The sequence below is a fragment of the Virgibacillus kekensis genome (assembly GCF_042654125.1).
Classification (GTDB): Bacteria; Bacillota; Bacilli; order Bacillales; family Amphibacillaceae; genus Lentibacillus; species Lentibacillus kekensis.
In genome coordinates, this window is the sequence record NZ_JBHSFU010000002.1 from 21,936 (window position 1) to 40,630 (window position 18,695).

At 42.9% G+C, this 18,695-nt stretch carries 18 protein-coding genes and 1 riboswitch; of the genes, 12 read left to right on the forward strand and 6 right to left on the reverse strand.

Going from position 1 to position 18,695, the window contains the following annotated elements; all coding sequences use genetic code 11:
• Positions 1-91: 91 nt before the first annotated feature.
• From ACFO3D_RS00940 to ACFO3D_RS00950, 3 genes are read left to right on the forward strand one after another with little or no spacing between them, the layout of a single operon-like run.
• Positions 92-742 carry a transporter gene (locus ACFO3D_RS00940; protein WP_390292700.1) on the forward strand — a complete coding sequence of 217 codons (651 nt, stop codon included), beginning with the start codon at positions 92-94 and terminating at the stop codon, positions 740-742.
• Between the two features lie 33 nt (positions 743-775).
• The gene (locus tag ACFO3D_RS00945) at positions 776-1,006 is read left to right on the forward strand and encodes an excisionase family DNA-binding protein (protein WP_390292701.1); all 231 of its coding nucleotides are present in this window, start codon (positions 776-778) and stop codon (positions 1,004-1,006) included.
• 20 nt (positions 1,007-1,026) lie between these two features.
• Complete coding sequence (locus ACFO3D_RS00950) at positions 1,027-1,929, forward strand: RluA family pseudouridine synthase (protein ID WP_390292702.1); 903 nt, start codon at positions 1,027-1,029, stop codon at positions 1,927-1,929.
• Between the two features lie 135 nt (positions 1,930-2,064).
• On the opposite strand, the gene ACFO3D_RS00955 is transcribed toward ACFO3D_RS00950, so the two are convergent.
• Positions 2,065-3,048, reverse strand: coding sequence for a DmpA family aminopeptidase (locus ACFO3D_RS00955; RefSeq protein ID WP_390292703.1), 984 nt, complete (start codon positions 3,046-3,048; stop codon positions 2,065-2,067).
• Positions 3,049-3,482: 434 nt separating this feature from the next.
• Positions 3,483-3,629: riboswitch (FMN riboswitch) on the forward strand.
• Positions 3,630-3,777: 148 nt separating this feature from the next.
• Here ACFO3D_RS00955 and ribD point away from each other — a divergent pair.
• The 9 genes from ribD to ACFO3D_RS01000 all read left to right on the forward strand — a co-directional run bounded on the left by ribD (position 3,778) and on the right by ACFO3D_RS01000 (position 12,515).
• Positions 3,778-4,860, forward strand: a complete 1,083-nt coding sequence (gene ribD / locus ACFO3D_RS00960; protein ID WP_390292704.1) for a bifunctional diaminohydroxyphosphoribosylaminopyrimidine deaminase/5-amino-6-(5-phosphoribosylamino)uracil reductase RibD — start codon at positions 3,778-3,780, stop codon at positions 4,858-4,860.
• A 1-nt stretch (position 4,861) separates the two neighbouring features.
• Complete coding sequence (gene ribE / locus ACFO3D_RS00965; protein ID WP_390292705.1) at positions 4,862-5,494, forward strand: riboflavin synthase; 633 nt, start codon at positions 4,862-4,864, stop codon at positions 5,492-5,494.
• A gap of 41 nt (positions 5,495-5,535) precedes the next feature.
• On the forward strand, positions 5,536-6,771 hold the full coding sequence (locus ACFO3D_RS00970; RefSeq protein ID WP_390292706.1) for a bifunctional 3,4-dihydroxy-2-butanone-4-phosphate synthase/GTP cyclohydrolase II: 1,236 nt from the start codon (positions 5,536-5,538) through the stop codon (positions 6,769-6,771).
• A 19-nt stretch (positions 6,772-6,790) separates the two neighbouring features.
• Positions 6,791-7,264 (forward strand): 6,7-dimethyl-8-ribityllumazine synthase, encoded by a 474-nt coding sequence (ribH, locus tag ACFO3D_RS00975; RefSeq protein WP_390292707.1) that lies wholly within the window; start codon positions 6,791-6,793, stop codon positions 7,262-7,264.
• Positions 7,265-7,325: 61 nt separating this feature from the next.
• Complete coding sequence (locus ACFO3D_RS00980) at positions 7,326-7,517, forward strand: hypothetical protein (RefSeq protein WP_390292708.1); 192 nt, start codon at positions 7,326-7,328, stop codon at positions 7,515-7,517.
• A 12-nt stretch (positions 7,518-7,529) separates the two neighbouring features.
• Positions 7,530-9,407: an ABC-F family ATP-binding cassette domain-containing protein gene (locus ACFO3D_RS00985; RefSeq protein WP_390292709.1), complete on the forward strand. Its 1,878-nt coding sequence runs from the start codon at positions 7,530-7,532 to the stop codon at positions 9,405-9,407.
• 108 nt (positions 9,408-9,515) lie between these two features.
• Entirely contained in the window at positions 9,516-10,241 is a 726-nt protein-coding gene (locus ACFO3D_RS00990; RefSeq protein WP_390292710.1) for a TerC family protein, read from the forward strand.
• A 62-nt stretch (positions 10,242-10,303) separates the two neighbouring features.
• Complete coding sequence (locus ACFO3D_RS00995) at positions 10,304-10,978, forward strand: hypothetical protein (protein WP_390292711.1); 675 nt, start codon at positions 10,304-10,306, stop codon at positions 10,976-10,978.
• A gap of 271 nt (positions 10,979-11,249) precedes the next feature.
• Entirely contained in the window at positions 11,250-12,515 is a 1,266-nt protein-coding gene (locus ACFO3D_RS01000) for a DUF5667 domain-containing protein (protein ID WP_390292712.1), read from the forward strand.
• Between the two features lie 37 nt (positions 12,516-12,552).
• On the opposite strand, the gene ACFO3D_RS01005 is transcribed toward ACFO3D_RS01000, so the two are convergent.
• The 5 genes from ACFO3D_RS01005 to kynU form a co-directional block, all read right to left on the reverse strand.
• On the reverse strand, positions 12,553-13,899 hold the full coding sequence (locus ACFO3D_RS01005) for a CoA-disulfide reductase (protein ID WP_390292713.1): 1,347 nt from the start codon (positions 13,897-13,899) through the stop codon (positions 12,553-12,555).
• A 460-nt stretch (positions 13,900-14,359) separates the two neighbouring features.
• Complete coding sequence (locus tag ACFO3D_RS01010; RefSeq protein ID WP_390292715.1) at positions 14,360-15,703, reverse strand: sodium-dependent transporter; 1,344 nt, start codon at positions 15,701-15,703, stop codon at positions 14,360-14,362.
• 70 nt (positions 15,704-15,773) lie between these two features.
• Positions 15,774-16,610, reverse strand: coding sequence for a tryptophan 2,3-dioxygenase (gene kynA / locus ACFO3D_RS01015; RefSeq protein WP_390292716.1), 837 nt, complete (start codon positions 16,608-16,610; stop codon positions 15,774-15,776).
• Positions 16,603-17,256, reverse strand: a complete 654-nt coding sequence (gene kynB, locus ACFO3D_RS01020) for an arylformamidase (protein ID WP_390292717.1) — start codon at positions 17,254-17,256, stop codon at positions 16,603-16,605. The genes kynA and kynB overlap by 8 nt, the downstream gene beginning before the upstream one ends.
• A complete protein-coding gene (gene kynU / locus ACFO3D_RS01025) occupies positions 17,256-18,527 on the reverse strand; it encodes a kynureninase (RefSeq protein WP_390292719.1) in 1,272 nt (423 codons plus the stop codon). The genes kynB and kynU overlap by 1 nt, the downstream gene beginning before the upstream one ends.
• Positions 18,528-18,695 lie beyond the last annotated feature (168 nt).

Sequence of the window (18,695 nt, forward strand, 5' to 3'; positions counted from 1 at the left end):
AATACCATAAGTATTTGCACGAGGGTTACGGAAAGGGGGCTTTTCTAATATAATAGAGCGAGACGCTGGGCGGTCGGAAGAGGGATTTGAAATGAAGAAAATGGCGAAAATAGTATATGAGAGTGGTATGGTTATACTCGTAATGATAACTATTATTACATTATGGACCGAAGACACCTATAATTCTACGGTAAACTGGATAGTATGGGGAGTTTTTTTCGCGGACTTTCTTGTACGGTTCCTGACAGCTGCGGGAAAATGGAATTTCATTAAACAAAACCCATTTCTACTGGTAGCCGTTATCCCGTTCGACCAGTTCTTTCAGATGGCAAGAATCGTCAGGGTGATTTATCTTTTCCGCCTGAAAACAATAACCAAATACTACATTGTGCCATATGCAGAAAAGTTAACATTTCACTCAAAAACGTTAATTCTTACAATACTTGGATTGCTGTTTTCCCTTGAGGTGTTGCTGATTCGGGAACTGGAGAATACTGTCACCTCATACTTGGATGGCATATACGTAGTGTTCGGCTATTTATTGTTTTTTGGACATCATATGTTTGTGATTACCGACCCTGTTTCCATTTGGACGTTAACGGCTATATCTATAATAGGGATTGCCCTTCATGGTCTGGCTGTACAATGGGCCTTCAGCTGGGTTGAACAGATATTTCATCGCTTTAGGAGAAAAAATCATGCGGAAAAACAGGAACGGCAATCAAAAAAGGTAAATGGTTAGCTTTGCACGTCAACCCGGGGGAGGACAGGCAGTATGTATATGACTATTGAGGAAACTGCTGAGTATTTGGATATTGATCAATCAAAAGTGAGGGCGTTTGTTCTTCAGGGACGTATCCGTTCTGTTTATGACGGGGAAGATTATCTTATAAACAAAGATCAGTTCAGTACGTATATGGAACATATGGAAAAATACAGAGAGATGATTCAGGAATATCTGAGTGACCCATTGCCGGAAGATCCGGATGTTAAGGATGAAGATTAATACAAGAGGAGCATTTATTGATGCAAAAAAAGAACAGAAAATCCCAAAGTGATAAAACACTAGAGTACAAGGTGGGGGAACCAGCGGAACTGCTGAAATTCCTTTTGACGGCACTCTCAAATCGCAGCCGTAACTCAGTTAAATCGATATTGGCCCGTGGCCAGGTAACGGTTGATGACCATATCGAAACCCAGTATAACTATGAGCTTCAACCCGGCCAGCGTGTCACGATTTTAAAGAATAAAGCTGCCGTGAAACAGGATGCTTTAATCGGAATGGAAATCGTCTATGAGGATGAACACCTGATTGTTATAAACAAAGAGGCTGGATTATTGTCAATCGCCAATGAGAAAGAGAAGGAACGCACAGCCCATCATCAGCTAATGGAATATGTGCGGCGTGAACATCCGCAAAACAGAATTTTCGTGGTTCACCGGCTCGATAAAGACACATCCGGCGTCATGATGTTTGCTAAGAGTGAAAAAGTAAAACATATCCTTCAGGACGACTGGAAGAGAAATGTTACAGAACGGACATACATGGCACTGGTCGAGGGTAAGGTAGCTAAGCACCAGTACAAGATAACCTCCTGGCTCCGTGAAAGTAAGACGCGGCTGATGTATTCAAGTCAGACAAAAAATGATGGTCTGTATGCTGCAACTCAATATAAAGTCGTTCAGCAAAACGAGGAATTTTCGCTGCTCGAGGTCCAGCTTGAGACGGGAAGGAAGAATCAGATCCGTGTTCATATGCAGGACATCGGACATCCCGTTGTTGGTGATAAAAAATACGGATCAAAATCGAAAGGACTGCGCCGACTGGGATTGCATGCAAAAGTGCTGGCATTTAAACATCCAATCACAGGCAAGCAGATGCGATTTGAAGCCGATGTGCCTAAATCGTTTCTGACAAAGTCAAAGTAGTAGGAGAGCTGTCACGCTAGGGTGAATATCCCGTGTGACAGCTTTATAAATGAATTCGCCTGATGTTTAACCAAATACGCCTGATATCCGGATGAATTCGCCTAATAACACCGAAATTCGAACTCGTTGCTGAGCTTATTCCAGAGTGAATGACGCACGCTCAACAACCCGGCCTTTTCGTCCCTCGGTCGTTTCCGCATTTGTCAGTGAGCGGAGTACAGCCTCCTCCGTTACTTCGATGACTGCCTGAAAGAGCTGATTCATAAGCGGGTCGTCATCCCGTACATAGGACATCGTTTCAACGATGTTATCAGACGAATGGTTGTACAGGTTGGAAGTGGAGAAGGCGATTGCAATATCACCGCTTCCATTATCAATATGGCTGCCTGTTCTCCCCAACCCCGCCGCACACCGTTTAGCCAGCCGTCTTAATTGCCGGTCGTATAATGGGGCGTCTGTGGCGATAATCATCATTATTGAGCCATCAGGTGTTTCGATTTTCTTTTCGCGGAAATCTGCAAACAAGGCATCTTCCCGTTTCCCGAAATTACTTACTACCAGACAGCCAACCGTATAATCTCCGGCAATTCTTGACGCTGTTCCAATCCCGCCTTTATGCCCGAAGCAGACCATACCTTTTCCGGCACCGACTGCACCTTCTTCAATCGGATTATTATCCGCCTTTTCCAAAGCTTCGATTGCATGCTCGGGTTTGACTGCCTGCAGCCTCATCGAATTTAGATAACTGTCATTACATTCCCCGACTACTATGTTTAGGGAGCTCGTACTGTCACCAATTTCCGGGTTGCGGTCAAGCATATACTGAAGCGTACCCTGCCAGACAGCCCCTACACTGAATGTATTGGTCAGCATAATTGGAGATTCCAGCACTCCCAGTTCATCAAGCTGGACCAGCCCTGTTGTCTTACCGTACCCATTAATAACTGCGCTTGACGCACGGGCTTTCTTAAAAAAAACGTTATCACCATGTGGAAGTATTGCAGTAACGCCGGTACAGACGGTATCTGTTTCACTGATTTTCTCGTACAGGGTAACATGTCCTACCTTTATATTTTCTACATCGGTAATACAGTTTTTCTTCCCCTTTTTTAATGCCATTTTGTCTACTCCTCCCATAAAACTGTTACATGCATTATAGCAAAATTCAGCAAAAGGGTTGCTTACATATATATTCGTTTGAGAAGAAGAGGATGCACGAATAACCAGATGCCTCCTTGTGTGTGTTGGAAACGATTATAACTTTAGAAGGCTGTTTTGAATTTTGCTCGTGAGGAGGCTGAAGCGTTGCCCAGCGGAAAAGGAGATACGGGCGAAAGTATGAGCAGATGTCGTACTTGCACCCGGAGCGGAAACCAACTTTCCCGAATGATGCAGTTTATTGAAAACAACTATCTTTCCAGAAAATCGCCTAACCTCATAAGAAAAAGAAAAAGTATTGCGGATTATCAATCAAACATTTCCAAAACAACCTTTTTGCATTTATAATTTGTCCAGTGCTATAATAATATATGGAATTAAATTAATATACGTAAATATTCCTTCGGGGTCGGGTGAAATTCCCAATCGGCGGTGTTGAAGCAATAGCTTCTCAGTCCGTGACCCGTACGGTTTTAACCGGTACGGTGGATCTGGTGAAACTCCAGAGCCGACAGTGATAGTCTGGATGGGAGAAGGAATTTTTAAAGTAGTCGCATGTTTCTATGGGGCATGATACCGTGGTATTTGTGTATCATTTTTCCCCATGTCAACTTTCGATGATGCTTATAAAATTCTACCCTTAAACCTCTGAAGTGATATTCAGAGGTTTTTTTAGTGGGAGCGATATTTATGAATGACGAACACTATATGCAGATTGCGCTGAATCTCGCGCGCACAGCGGCGGGCCAGACGAGTCCGAATCCGCCTGTTGGATCGGTGGTTGTAAAGGATGGCGAAATACTTGGGATGGGGGCACATCTTCGAGCAGGTGAACCCCACGCTGAGGTCCATGCACTAAACATGGCTGGCGATAATGCGGAAGGCGCTACCATTTTCGTCACGCTTGAGCCGTGCAGTCATTATGGAAAAACACCGCCCTGCGCGGATTTGATTATAGAGCGTGGAATCAGGCGTGCAGTTGTCGCGGTCACGGATCCTAATGAGAAAGTGGCCGGTCGCGGAATTGAAAAGCTCCGTAAAGCAGGTATTGAGGTCGAACTTGGCGTCATGCAGAAAGATGCCGAAGCGGTTAACGCAGTTTTTTTCCATTATACGCGAACTAAAACGCCATACGTTACGATGAAGTCAGCAGTCAGTTTTGACGGGAAAACAGCTACACGTACAGGCGACAGTAAATGGATAACCGGTGAAGCGGCGAGGTTAGATGTTCATCAGTACCGGCATAAACATGATGCCATTCTAGTTGGTGCCGGAACAGTTATTGCTGACAATCCTAGTTTGACCACAAGAATTCCGCATGGAGGAAAAAACCCTATCCGCATTGTTCTGGACCGGAAACTCCGGACGCCTCTTGATACGAAAGTTCTAAATGATGGGCAAGCGGAAACCTGGATTTTTACCGAAGCTGGCGAACAGGACCATGCACCATATTTGGAAAAGGAGCAGGTGACCGTAATCCAGCTTGACCAGTTAACTGTAGAGCATGTACTTCAGGAACTTGGAAAAAGAAATGTTATGTCTTTATTTGTTGAAGGCGGGGCAACGGTGAATGGATCTTTTCTGGAAAGCCGGCGTATCAACCAGCTGGTAACCTATATGGCACCTAAACTGATTGGTGGCAAGCTATCGCCGACATCAATCGGAGGAGAGGGATTTGCCTCCATGGCAGAAACCCTTTCGCTTGAAATAACGCAGGTTGAAATGATTGGTAGTGACCTAAAAATTGTTGCCGAACCTGGAAAGGATGATTGAAATGTTTACTGGAATAATTGAAGAAACAGGTACAGTAAAAAAAATAAATCAAATTTCTGAGCAGTCCGTGATAATGACAATCAGCTCATCGAAGGTACTGGAAGATGTAAACACGGGAGACAGTATTTCCGTTAATGGGATTTGCCTGACAGTAACCCATTATACCGATTCGGACTTTCAGGTGGATGTAATGCCAGAAACCGTTAAATCAACATCCCTGAGCATACTGGCTGAGGGATCCAGCGTGAATCTGGAACGTGCTATGGCGGCAGGTGGTCGGTTTGGCGGGCACTTCGTATCGGGGCATGTCGATGGTACAGGTAAAATCACACGAAGAGAAAAACAGGAGAACGCCATTTATTATGATATTGAAATACCCGAGGACCTTATAAAATATTTTATGATGAAAGGTTCCATTGCGGTTGACGGTATCAGTCTAACTGTATTCGGAATCGAAAATAATAAATTTACTATCTCCCTGATTCCTCACACTGTTTCAGAGACAGTGCTCGGTGAAAAGGGAGAGGGAGATATCGTGAATCTTGAATGCGATATGCTTGCGAAGCATGTACACAACCTGCTGAACCATCAGCAGACTGACAGTAAAGACGGGATTAACCAGGCATTTCTTTAAATGCTTCATACAAAAGATAAAAGTTACAAGGGGCTTGATGAATGTCAGGCTTTCTAAACAAAAAGGAAGTGGAGACTATGTTTAACACAATAGATGAGGCAATTGAAGACTTAAAGGCAGGAAAACCGGTTATTGTAGTAGATGATGAAAACCGTGAAAATGAAGGGGACTTTGTTGCGCTTTCTGATAAAGCGACACCTGAAGTGATCAACTTCATGATTACACATGGCAAAGGCTTGCTTTGTACGTCAATCAAACCAGAACTTGCAAAAAAACTGAATCTGCCGATGATGACCAGCCAGAACAGCGATCCATTTGGGACTGCGTTTACCGTAAGTATCGATCATGAAACGACTACCACCGGTATAAGCGCGGAAGAACGCTCCAGAACAATAAAAGCGATGCTTGATCCAGATTCCAGCGGGGAGAACTTTAAACGTCCGGGCCATGTGTTTCCGATTGTTGCAAAGGATGGTGGGGTACTGACACGTCCAGGACACACGGAGGCCTCTGTAGATCTTGCTGAACTGAGCGGCGCATTTCCGTCCGGCGTAATTTGTGAAATCATTAAAGAGGATGGAACAATGGCTAGAGTTCCTGACTTGAAAAAAATCGCAGAAGAGTTTGATCTCAAGTTTATTACCATAGAAGAGTTAGCGGCATACCGTAAACGTAATGAAGCCCATGTGAACCGGGCAGTGGAAACAGTACTCCCGACTGAGTTTGGCGTATTTAAGGTGTATGGCTATACAAATGACCTGGATGACAAGGAACATATCGCGCTGGTTAAAGGCGATATTCATTCCGGTGAACCCGTACTTGCGCGTATTCATTCCGAGTGTCTGACCGGTGATGTGTTTGGCTCTTATCGCTGTGACTGTGGCCCACAACTTCATGAAGCACTGGAAAAAATCAATGAATCAGGTACCGGAGTCCTTCTTTATATGCGTCAGGAAGGCCGTGGTATTGGCTTGATTAATAAACTCCGTGCCTATCAGCTGCAGGATGCCGGAATGGACACCGTCGAGGCGAATGAACAGCTTGGCTTTGCACCTGATTTACGGGAATATGAGTTAAGCGCACAGATCCTGAAAGACCTTGGCGTTAAGAAAGTAGATTTGTTGACGAATAATCCAAAGAAAATGACTTCACTCTCTGAAAACGGGATTGAAATCGGTGCGCGCATTCCAATTGAAACAGGAACACGAAAAGAAAACGAACGATATATGCATACTAAGTTCAATAAGATGGGACATTTACTGAACTTCCATCAATAATAAAGGAGCGAGATCAATAATGGGAGTAACATTTGAGGGAAATATGGTTGGTACAGATTTAAAAGTGGGGATTGTCGTAGCACGTTTCAACGAATTCATTACAAGTAAACTACTTAGTGGTGCAGTTGATACCTTGAAACGGCATGGCGTTCACGAAGACAATATTGATGTGGCATGGGTGCCGGGCGCATTTGAAATTCCGCTTGTGGCTCAGACCATGGCAGAAAAAAGTGATTATGATGCAGTGGTTACGCTTGGCACGGTAATCCGTGGGTCCACGCCGCATTTTGACTATGTATGCAATGAGGCAGCAAAAGGCGTTTCAAGTGCTGCGCTGAAAACAGGGAAACCGGTCATTTTTGGTATAATCACCACTGATAATATCGAGCAGGCAATCGAACGTGCTGGTACCAAAGCGGGCAACAAAGGAGCAGATGCAGCACTTGCTGCGATTGAAACAGCGAACGTTGTGAAAAACCTTAATAACCGATAAAATAAGGGGAGGATGCCTCTCCTTTTTTCCTGCAAATTTACATATAGGGGAGAAGATTAACTTGAAGTTTCTAGGGTATCAATTGCTGGCTATCGGCGTCATCTGGATTGGGATGGCCGTCTTTTTTTCTGAAATGGACCAGTTCAGCAAAATCATTTTTTATGTGGTAACATCCTGGTTTCTTTTTCTGATTGTGCTGTTTGTGAAGCAATTAGTAAAGCGCAGAAGGAATGATGACAGGAATCCACGATAGGAAGGTAATAATATGCTTACAGTTGAAAATCTATCAAAGTCTTACGGGGATAAAATACTGTTTGAGAATGTTTCCTGTACAATCGAAAGTAATGACCGAATAGGATTGATTGGAGTTAACGGTACTGGTAAGTCAACTTTTCTAAAAGTGCTTGCGGGAATTGACAGCAATGAGTCGGGTGAAATCAATCATGCCAAAGATTATAAGATCGAATACTTGGCACAGGAGCCTCACCTCCATACAGACCTGACAGTAATTGAACAAATCTACTACGGTGATTCCGAGATTATGAAAACAATGCGGGAATATGAGAAGGCACTCGGACTGCTGGAATTGGATCCAAATAATGAAAAGAACCAGGACAACCTGCTTGCGGTTCAGCAGAAAATGGATGAGCTGGATGCATGGGAAGCAAACACTGCAGCCAAAACTGTTCTTACCAAACTGGGGATAACGTCTTTCCACAAAAACGTTACCGATTTGTCTGGTGGCCAGCAAAAACGGGTGGCAATCGCAAAGGCACTTATACAGCCGGCAGACTTACTAATTCTTGACGAGCCGACTAACCATCTTGATAATGAGACCGTGGAATGGCTTGAAAAATATCTGACCACGTATAAAGGCGCATTGCTGCTTGTCACACATGACCGTTATTTTCTGAACCGGGTGACCAACCGGATATTCGAGCTTGATCAGGGAAATCTCTATCAGTATTCAGGTAATTATGAACTGTTTCTGGAAAAGAAAGCTGAACGTGAGGCACTGGAAGCGAGTAATCAGCAGAAGCATCAGAATACCCTGAAACGTGAACTTGCATGGCTGCGTCGTGGTGCCAAAGCCCGGTCAACCAAGCAGAAGGCCCGGGTGGAGCGGGTTCATGAACTAAAGGAAAAGAAGTTCGATACCAACAGACAAAATGTTGAATTCCATGTAGGTTCTACAAGGCTTGGGAAGAAAGTGATCGAATTGAGCGATGTCAGCAAGTCTTACGAAGGAAAAACATTAATTGATGATTTCAATTATCTGGTAAACCCGGGTGATCGCTTAGGTATAATCGGTCCGAACGGTGCTGGAAAAACTACATTGCTGAATATTATGGCCCGCCGTGTTCTACCCGACCGCGGGGAAGTTGAAATCGGCGAAACTGTAAAGATTGGTTATTATACCCAGGGGGACGAAGAACTGGATCCGGAAATGCGGATTATCGATTATATCAGGGAAGTTGCCGAAGTGATTCATACCAGGGAGGGTGAGACTATAACTGCTGAGCAGATGCTGGAACGGTTTCTTTTTTCACGATCTGCCCAGTGGACGTATATTGGACGTCTTTCCGGCGGGGAGAAACGGCGCCTTTATTTACTTAAAGTGTTAATGACTGAGCCGAACGTATTGTTTCTGGACGAGCCAACCAATGATCTGGACACCCAGACGCTAAGTGTTCTTGAGGAGTATCTTGATCAATTCCCTGGTGTTGTTATCACTGTGTCCCATGACCGTTATTTCCTCGACAGAGTGGTAGACCATTTGCTTATTTTTAAAGAAAGTAAAGCTATCGAGGACTTCTACGGCAACTACACTGATTATCTGGCGCGCCGTACAGAAGAAAGTGAAGGAGCCAGGAAGAAGCAAGTGAAATCGAAACCGCAAAAAACGTTAAACCGCCGAAAAATGTCGTATAAAGATAAAAAAGAGTGGGAAACGATAGAAGATGATATTACCGCGCTTGAAGACACGATTGCGGAGTTGGAAAAATCGATTGCCGGTGCTGGCAGTGATCTGGAGAAGGTTCAGGAACTTTATGCTGAACAGGCAGCAGCCGAAAAAGAACTGGAAGCGAAAATGGAACGCTGGGAAGAACTGTCCGAACTGGCAGAAGAAATGAACCAATAATAATTAACATAAAAAATGTAGGCTACAGTTGATTTTTATGGAAGATGGCTATATGCCAAACCCTTAAGCTGCAACCACGAATACTGATTCCTATGAGTATTTTGAAGGTTGGCATTTAATTTGTTTGGAATAGAATTTACTTCAGAATTAATTATTGCTTTACTTAAAATCATCGCGATTGATATAGTACTGTCAAGGGATAATGCGGTGGTTATCGCCATGGCGATAAAGGGGCTGCCGAAACACCAGCAGAATAAAGCGATTTTTATCAGAACTGCAGGTGCGGTAATTCTGCGTATCTTGTTTGCTATCATTATTGTTTACCTACTGCAAATTCCACTGGTTCACCTATTTGGCGGTCTGCTTCTATTATGGATTGCATACCATGTATTGGTGGATGAAGAATCAAAAGCTAACATTCAATCATCAGAATCAATGCTGAAAGCTGTTTGGACAATTAATCTGGCCGATGCCGTTATGAGTCTAGGTAACGTAGTGGCAGTTGCCGGGGCCGCACAAGGGAATATCGCCATGATTGCAATTGACGTCGCAATCAGTATACCGATAATAATTTTTGGCTCCAAACTGATTGTTCGAGCACTGGAAAAATATGCTTGGATTGCATATATAGGTGCAGGTATTCTTGCCTGGACTGCGGGTGAAATGATAGTCGGCGATGAATTTGTAATTGATTTTCTTAATCTCCACCACGGAATGTTCACCTATCTGATCATTGCCGGATTAACAGCAGCAGTTTTGCTATTTGGTTATTTAGGAAATAGAATTAAGGAGTATAGCTACTCAAATAGCGTTTTATACTCTTTTGATGTTTAATATAAAGAGTATTATGGGAAAATATAAAAAGGATTATTATATAATAGGGAGGCTAAAGGTATATGAAGCTTTTTCAGGTGCGGAAGGGTCAGTTTGTTTATCATAATAACGAACTTCATAAAGTTTATTCGGTTAAACCTATGTTTAAACAATCAGTCCACCTGTTCCGCTTGAAAGATATGCAGCAGATACTGTCAAAAGCGAGTGAAATCGAGCCGTATAAGCCAAAACATAAGGATTCTTTCATTTTTTATGGCAAACGCTACACAATTGATAAGGATAAAATGCCAGAGCCGGGAGATTTCATACTTATCGTAAAACCAGCCCCGGATTTCCTTGACCACTACTCCCTCAATGAAATTGAGAAGGTTGATAATGTGGAGGACGGAAACGTTGTGACCACGAGAGATAATGGGGTAAAACATAGTGAGTATGTTGTCATGGTGCCTGGCAAAGCAGATGACAGTGAGGATATCGCATACAAGGATAAGTCGCAGGTTTCCGAATCTCAACTGGAAATGGATGAATCATCAGACTTTCTTGCAGAAAAAAGAGCTGAGGAAATGGATCCCGTAGTAGGCGATATCTACCTGGATATTCAAAAAGAAACCAAGGCGATGATTGTTGGTATGACAAAAGATGAAATCATCTTTGGTCATGGTGACCGGGTTCATATTGCTGATGTAGCTAACGAGGACAAGTTTAAACTGGTTTACAGATTTGAAGAAGATTTATAACAAGAGTCTCCTGAGGCATTTTGCTTTCAGGAGATTTTTTTGTACTATCTGAATTTATAAGTCTCTAAGGAAGATAGTGTAAGAAAAACTTTGACACTCTTTATAGACGAGACGAATGTCGATTTTTTCTAATGAGTAAATGTAAACGTCAGCCCGACAACCTACTAGGTATTTTTCAGTATATTTACGAAAATATTACATAGACACACAAAAACCGAACTGTCCACCCGAATAATGTACTGAAATTATACATAGGGGAGGAATTATTTTTATGGCACTATCCATAAAAATCACTAAACTAGCGACAAGTACATTGCTTGTTGGGTCATTCACATTCGGGACAGGAGCGGCAAGCGCTGTTTTTGCTGAAGAAAATGACGACACAATCATTATTGAAGAAGAAGAACAAGCAACTGAGGTCACTGATACGCAGGAAAGCACATCAGAAGAAAACACTGAAACTGATGGGGAAGAAGAACAAACAACTGAAGAGACAAGTGATGAGGAGACTGTTGAGAAAGAGGAGTCACTGTCTTCCAATCTGATTCCTGGTGACTTTTTTTACTTTGTTAAAGTCATCAAAGAAAACATTCAACTTGCACTAACTTTTGATGATTATAAAGAAAGCCAACTGCTTGCCGAAATTGCAGCAGAGCGTATTGCTGAAGCCAATGCATTAATCGCTGCTGGTAAAACGGAAGAAGCAGTAGAACTTTTGGAAAAAGCGATTGAAACACATGAAAAGGCAGAAGAAACGTTAACCGGCACTGAAGAAACGGCTGGGGAAGAAGCTGCATCAGAAGAAGGCACAGAGTCTACTGAAGACCCTACGACAGAGGATTCAACTGAACAAGAAGAAGTAGTTGAAGAAGATACACAAACCGAGGAAACAGATGCAAGTAAAGAAGTAGTTGCTGAAGAAGAAAACGAGGAAGAAACAGATCAGGTGAGGATCAATCTTGCTAATAATATTGATGCACTTTCAGCTGTGCTAGCTAAAATTGAGAATCCGAAAGCCCAGGCAGCAATCATGAAAAACATTCAGAAGTCATTTGCCAAACTAGCAGCTAAAATTGAAAAGCGTGCTGGCAAGGTAGAAGAGGATACAGAACAAGATGAGCAGACAGAAGAGCCTGCTGAATCTGATGATGGCGAAGAAAACGCTACAGAAAATAAAGAAGAGAACACTGAGACAGTTGTGACAGCACCAACAGAGGAAACAAATGAAGAAGAGGTTACAGTAGAAGAGACTGCAGTAACTACTGTTATGGCTAAAAACGATGAGCGGGATATCGAAGCCGAGGAAGCTGCTGAAGCAGAAGCTGAAAAAGCAGCAGAAAAGGCAGAGCGCGCCCGTGAAAAAGCTGAAGAGAAAGCAGAGCGTGCACGTGAAAAAGCTGAGGAAAAAGCTGAACGTGCTCGTGAAAAAGCAGAAGAAAAAGCCGAACGTGCAGAGGAAAAAGCAGAAAGAAAAGCTGAAAAAAATCAACAGAAGGCCGAGAAAGCTAATAATAAAAATAATCGGGGAAATAACTAGAATTAAGAAGCAAGCAGCCGTCTATTGGCTGCTTGCTTTATTCTTTACCCAGAATTTTCGCTGCTTTGTAACCTATTACATTTACAGGATCTTTTGGAGTGGAGTATGGAGGGGCATAGGCAAGTTCCAGTTCAGCAAGATCGATGACAGAAAGGCCGCCTTTCATTGCGGTGGCAATCACTGCAAGGCGTTTATGAACACCATCCTCACCTATTACCTGCGCACCATAGATTCTCCCGTCTTTCGCATCAAAAATAACTTTAATACAGACTTTTTCAGCACCGGGATAATATCCTGCCCTGGAGAGCGCTTCATGACTAACTTCTTTGTAGCGGATATCAAGTTCATCCAGTGCCGCCTGATTGTATCCTGTTACTGCCACACTTAAGTCGAACACCTTAAATATAGCCGATCCTTGTGTGCCTTTATAAGCGATTTCCGAACCTGTTAAATGGTTCGCAATTATATATGCCTGACGATGTGCAGGCCAAGCGAGCGCAACATGGCGGGGGGTTCCGGTCAGGTAGTCTGGAGTTTCTACAACATCCCCAAGCGCGTAAATGTCAGGATCGTTTGTCTGCATATATTCGTTCACCCTAATTGCTCCAGTTTCGCCCAATTCCAGTGAACTTCCGTTGGCAAGCTCTGTGTTCGGCTTGATTCCAATTGCCAGGATAGTCATATCTGCCTGAATAACTTTACCACTGTTCAGCATCAGTGTGGCTCCGTTATTTTTAAAAGATTCCAGCCCATCATTCAATCTCAGTTCTATATTTTTTGCTTTCAGATGGTCCTGGATGATTCCGGCCATATCTTCATCAACCAATTTCATTACCTGGCTGGATCGGTCGATAACCGTACAATTTATCCCGATAGCGGTCAGGTTCTCAACCATTTCAAGACCGATGAAACCAGCCCCGATTATCGCACAGGTCTTTGGCTTGATTTTCTCAATATGTGAATAGATAGCATCCATATCCGGAATGGTATGCAAAGAAAAAGTCCGGTCCGGATTCAATCCATCAAGCGGAGGCTTCACCGCGGAGGCACCGGGAGAAAGAATCAGTTTATCGTACGGTTCATGAAAAACTTCATCATTCTTTTTGTGCGAAACACGCTTTTTTTCGCGTTCAATTGAAATTACTTCGGTATGGGTACGTACGTCAACATTATACTTTTTGGCAAAATCGTTGGTATCCCGAAGTAAATGCTCCCGTTTCCTGACTGTGCCACCAACATAATAAGGCATTCCACAATTGGAGAAAGCTATGTAACCGCCTTTATCGAACAACGTAATTTCTGCTTCCTGATCCATCCGGCGAATTTGTGCAGCTACAGTGGAACCACCGCCGACACCACCGACCACCACTATCTTTTTTGCCATTGGTTATACCTCCTTTACATTGTTAATTTCCCCTTATCCGGATGGAATAATCACGCTAAAAAAAAGAGGCTGGAATATAACTAAAACATTGCTTTCTAGATTATAATGTTAACTTTTTGTAGTTGAATTTCAATTCAAAGTTGATAGAAGCTGCGAAGTAATGAAGCCGGTGAACGATTTATCACGAGGCTGCAGTTCTGACGATGGTTACAAACTCGCACTGATTACAGCAGCCCAGTCCGAACAATAATACTAGTAAAGCATCCCGCAGAATTGTTTTGCCGGATGCTTTTTTAAAAGGAAGATTTTCTGCCGGAGCGGAAATCAACAAGGCAACTATTTTGCAGCTTATAGATTTTTAAACGAAAAAACCCGAACTACTTCAAATACTTATTGAGAAATTGAAGATAGTTCGGGTTATTCTATTGCTTATATACTTTTGTCCCAGGCTCTTTAAGCGTTACAGTATTCCTAATGAACCCAGGAAAACTATTATTATGGTTATTGGAACAAGCCACCGCATAATCTGGAACCATAGTTGGTAACTTCCGCCAGACAGGCTGTTTGCATATGAAAACTCCTGCTTCATTAAAGATTGATCCAGCCGGAAACCGATGAACAATGCAATCAGCAGACAGCCTCCAGGGAGAAGAATATTACTTACCAGGAAATCACTCGCATCAAAAACTGTCAGGTTGAATATTTTAAAACCGGAAAGGCTGCTGGATGAAAGAGCAGCAGGGATTCCAGCGATAAATACTACTAGACCTGTAAGCCAAGCAACTTTAACACGGGAGCGGTTCTTTTTCTCGGTAAACGCTGAAGTAATAATCTCAAGCATGCTGAACGAAGAAGTTAGTACGGCGAATAAGAACAGCAGTAAAAAGAGACTCAGAAACACTTCGCCAAACGGCATTTGCGCAAACGCAGCCGGTAACACCATGAACAGCAGTCCCGGTCCTTCAGCAGGCTCAAGTCCGAATGAGAATACGACCGGGAAAATCGCCAACCCTGCAAGCAGTGATACAAAAATATTCATAATCGATACCGACCCTGCGGCAAATGGCAGGCTTATATCTTTTCCAAGGTAGGAACTGTATGTCACCATTACCGAAAATCCTACTGCTAAAGAGAAGAAAGATTGACCAAGAGCATAAAGAATACTCTCGCCTGTTATTTTAGAAAAGTCCGGTTGTAAAAAGAAATTTAATCCGGCTGCAGCACCCTCAAATGTTACTGACCGTAAAACCAGGACAATAAAAAATACGAATAGCAGGGGCATCAGTACTTTACTCGATTTTTCAATCCCATCTTTGATTCCAAGTGAAACCACCAGAATATTAATAATCAAAAATAGTCCAAGACCTGCGATTGTCACCAAAGGGTTGGTGGTAATCATTCCAAATAACTGTTCATAATTGGAATTTTCTTTGATGATAAGTCCAGGAATCGACAGGGCGCTGTAGATTAAAACCCAACCTCCGACTACACTGTAAAAGGAGAGGAGGACAAACGATCCAAATACACCCCAATGGCCGATAATCGACCACCCACTTTTTGGAGCTAGCTTCTTATAGGCACTAATTGCCTCCCGCTGGGCTCCGCGTCCTATCACAAATTCAGCAATCAGCAGGGGAAGTCCGATTATTAAAGTGAAGGCAATAAACAAGAGGAAAAATGCTCCTCCACCATTCATCCCGGTCATGTACGGAAACTTCCAAATTGCCCCCAAACCGATTGCAGCCCCAGCAGAGGATAAAATAAACCCCAGTCTGGATGCCCATTGATCTCGTTCTTCTTTCATATGTCTGTCCACCTCACTGAATCTATAAATTTAATTAGAAGTATATCATTTATGAATGTATCAGGACAATTTAAATTTTTGTTCTGATATTCCAAAGCTCAGGGAAAAAGTAATGATCAAGGACCTGTTTCAGATAGCCTACACCTGAAGAGCCGCCGGTTCCCTGTTTGTGCCCGATTATCCGCTCAACCGTTTTCATATGGCGGAATCGCCACTGCTGAAACCAATCCTCGATGTCTACCAGCTTTTCAGCAAGTTGATAAAGTTCCCAGTGCTCATCCACATTCCGATAGACCTCAAGCCAAGCAGCTTCAACTGATGAATCACCCTGATATGTTTTGGAGAAATCGCGATTTAGTACATCTGGATTAATGGCAAATCCGTTCCTCGCAAGTGCTTGAATCGAAACATCATATAGCCCCGGTTGTTCGTACGCTTTTAGCAGCGTATCATACAGCTCAGGATTCTTTTTATAGATTTTCAAAATGTGTGGTGTCTTATAGCCGAGCACAAATTCAACGAGTCTATATTGATCCGACTGAAAGCCTGATGCATTTCCAAGCTTATCACGGAATTCCATATATTCAGCTGGTGTTAGGGTGGACAGTACATCCCATGCTTGGATAATCTGTGACTGGATTTTGGAAACCCGCGCAAGCATTTTAAATGACGCCTGCAGTTCATCTTGCTGAATAGCAGTAATTGCTGCTTGGGTTTCATGAATAATCAGCTTGAGCCACAGTTCACTGACATGATGAATAATAATGAATAGCATCTCATCGTGATGGCCGGAAAGCCGTTTCTGGCTGGACAGGAGCTGGTCAAGCTGCAGATAATCCCCGTAGGTCATATCGTCCATAAAGTCAGTATGAATATCTTTCTCATTTTTGAATGGCTTTTCACTCATGGTCAGTTCTCCTTTCGTCAATCGGACGTATTGCTGCTCGGACCGGGCTTCCGTCACTTCCCTCGATTGCAAGTGGAAGGGCAATCAGTTCATAATTTCCTGATTTTACATGATCAAGCATCAGGTTTTCCAGGATAAAAATATTATATTCATATAGTGCATGGTGGGTTGCAAGATCCTTGCTGTCAGGGGCATCAACGGATGGCATATCAACGCCGATCAGACGCACACCCTGTTCATACAGGTAAGCAGCAATGCCCGGGTCAAGATAGGGTGTTTTTTCAGGGAAGACTTTTGCGTTATTTGGCAAAGACGTCCGCAGTAATACTCGTGTAATGCCATCCAGGTCGAATTCCTTCAGCGTATCCGTAGTTATTCTCTCCGTATTACTGACATCCACAACTTTTGCTGGCCCCACATAAAGGTCAAGCCCAAGCTGGTCGATTGTTTTTCCATCTGAATCATAATGGAACGGAGCATCCACATGTGTGCCGGTATGAACACTTGCTGTTATTTGGCCAATGTTTACCGAACCGGTTTGCTCTTTTGTATAGGTAAGCGAATAATTGAAAGGTGTATCGCCCGGAAAGTGTGCCATGTCATTTGTTAATGGTTGAGAGATATCAATCCAGCTCTTATTATTCATTATGCGATAACCCCCCGTTTGTTTTCGTATTTCTTAAATTTTTCTTCATCCATAATTCTTTTTAGAATCTGAACGGATTTCCATACATCTTCAAAACTGTTATACAACGCTACAGGAGCAAGTCGGATTCCATCTGGTTTCCGGAAATCAGGCACCACACCATCGGCTTTAAGTGCTCGGCAAATCCTCGCTGCTTCTTTATGCTCTAAAAGAACATGCCCGCCCCGGGTTGTTTCATCTTTCGGGTTGGCAATCTTGAATTCATAGCCGCCAAGCTCATTCTCAATCAGTTCCATCAGGTAACCAGTCAGACGGAGTGACTTCCGGCGGATTTCTTCCATGCCTGCTTCTTCAAACATTTCTAAGGAACCGAGTAATGGGGCAAGACTCAACAGATGAGGTGTGCCAATCTGATATGCGCCGGCATTTTCAGCGGGTGTAAGTGTATGGTCCATATCAAATTGTTTCTCTTTTGCTGAACTGAACCATCCGGCGAGACCCGGCTCGGTGCCAAAGTGTTTTCTATTTACGTATAGTCCTGCAACACTTCCAGGCCCAGCATTCAGGTGCTTATAGGTACACCAGAAGGCGAAATCGACATCCCATTCGGATAATGAGTGGGGAATGGATCCAATGGAATGGCAGAGATCAAAGCCAATAAGTATTCCCCGTTGATGAGCTTCTTTTGTCAGTGTCTTCATATCCAATACCTGACCGCTTCGGTACAATACACCTGGCAAAACGATTAACGCTATTTCATCAGACATTTTTGCAACTATATCTTCCGTTCGTAATGTATGTCCGTCACTGCTTTGCACTTGAATAAGATGTTCATCCGGGTTGTAACCCTTAAGTTTTAATTGGCTTTTCAGTGCATATATATCAGAGGGAAAGTTTAGTTCATCGGCGAGTATTTTTGTTTTTTTTCCTTCTGGCTTATAAAAAGTTGCTGTAAGCTGATGAAGATTAGTTGTGGTCGATCCGGTTACAACTATTTCATCAGGTTCAGCTCCAATCAATGGAGCTGACATGACGCCCAGGTTTTCGGAGAGGTAGTACCATGGATTTTCTCCTTCTGTCCATCCATCAATGGCGTAGTCTTTCCAGGATTGGACGGCAGCATCGATAGCTTTTTCGGCACGTTTTGATAAAAGGCCAAGTGAGTTTCCATCTAGATAAATACTTTTTTCCGGTATGTAAAATTCACTTCTAAAATGATGTAAGGTATCCTGCTGATCTAGTTCCTGTGCTTGTTTGATATTTGTATTCATTCTAAAACACCTCATTCTGAAATTTTTGACTAACCATATCATAACAGTGTTTGAGACTTGATTGGAACATAACCTGATTATTTCGGTACAAAGAAGGATTTTAGAAACAGATAGAGAATTATTTAAATAGTCCGAATGTGATTAAAAAGGTATAAAGGAGGTGAGGAA

Coding starts and splice junctions, on each gene's coding strand:
- kynB (WP_390292717.1), bottom strand. CDS start 17,256: ATGAATAATAAGAGCTGGATTGATATCTCTCAACCATTAACAAATGAC.
- ACFO3D_RS00945 (WP_390292701.1), top strand. CDS start 776: ATGTATATGACTATTGAGGAAACTGCTGAGTATTTGGATATTGATCAA.
- ACFO3D_RS01010 (WP_390292715.1), bottom strand. CDS start 15,703: ATGAAAGAAGAACGAGATCAATGGGCATCCAGACTGGGGTTTATTTTA.
- ACFO3D_RS00950 (WP_390292702.1), top strand. CDS start 1,027: ATGCAAAAAAAGAACAGAAAATCCCAAAGTGATAAAACACTAGAGTAC.
- kynU (WP_390292719.1), bottom strand. CDS start 18,527: ATGAATACAAATATCAAACAAGCACAGGAACTAGATCAGCAGGATACC.
- ribH (WP_390292707.1), top strand. CDS start 6,791: ATGGGAGTAACATTTGAGGGAAATATGGTTGGTACAGATTTAAAAGTG.
- ACFO3D_RS01005 (WP_390292713.1), bottom strand. CDS start 13,899: ATGGCAAAAAAGATAGTGGTGGTCGGTGGTGTCGGCGGTGGTTCCACT.
- ACFO3D_RS00985 (WP_390292709.1), top strand. CDS start 7,530: ATGCTTACAGTTGAAAATCTATCAAAGTCTTACGGGGATAAAATACTG.
- kynA (WP_390292716.1), bottom strand. CDS start 16,610: ATGAGTGAAAAGCCATTCAAAAATGAGAAAGATATTCATACTGACTTT.
- ACFO3D_RS01000 (WP_390292712.1), top strand. CDS start 11,250: ATGGCACTATCCATAAAAATCACTAAACTAGCGACAAGTACATTGCTT.
- ACFO3D_RS00995 (WP_390292711.1), top strand. CDS start 10,304: ATGAAGCTTTTTCAGGTGCGGAAGGGTCAGTTTGTTTATCATAATAAC.
- ACFO3D_RS00955 (WP_390292703.1), bottom strand. CDS start 3,048: ATGGCATTAAAAAAGGGGAAGAAAAACTGTATTACCGATGTAGAAAAT.
- ribE (WP_390292705.1), top strand. CDS start 4,862: ATGTTTACTGGAATAATTGAAGAAACAGGTACAGTAAAAAAAATAAAT.
- ACFO3D_RS00940 (WP_390292700.1), top strand. CDS start 92: ATGAAGAAAATGGCGAAAATAGTATATGAGAGTGGTATGGTTATACTC.
- ribD (WP_390292704.1), top strand. CDS start 3,778: ATGAATGACGAACACTATATGCAGATTGCGCTGAATCTCGCGCGCACA.
- ACFO3D_RS00970 (WP_390292706.1), top strand. CDS start 5,536: ATGTCAGGCTTTCTAAACAAAAAGGAAGTGGAGACTATGTTTAACACA.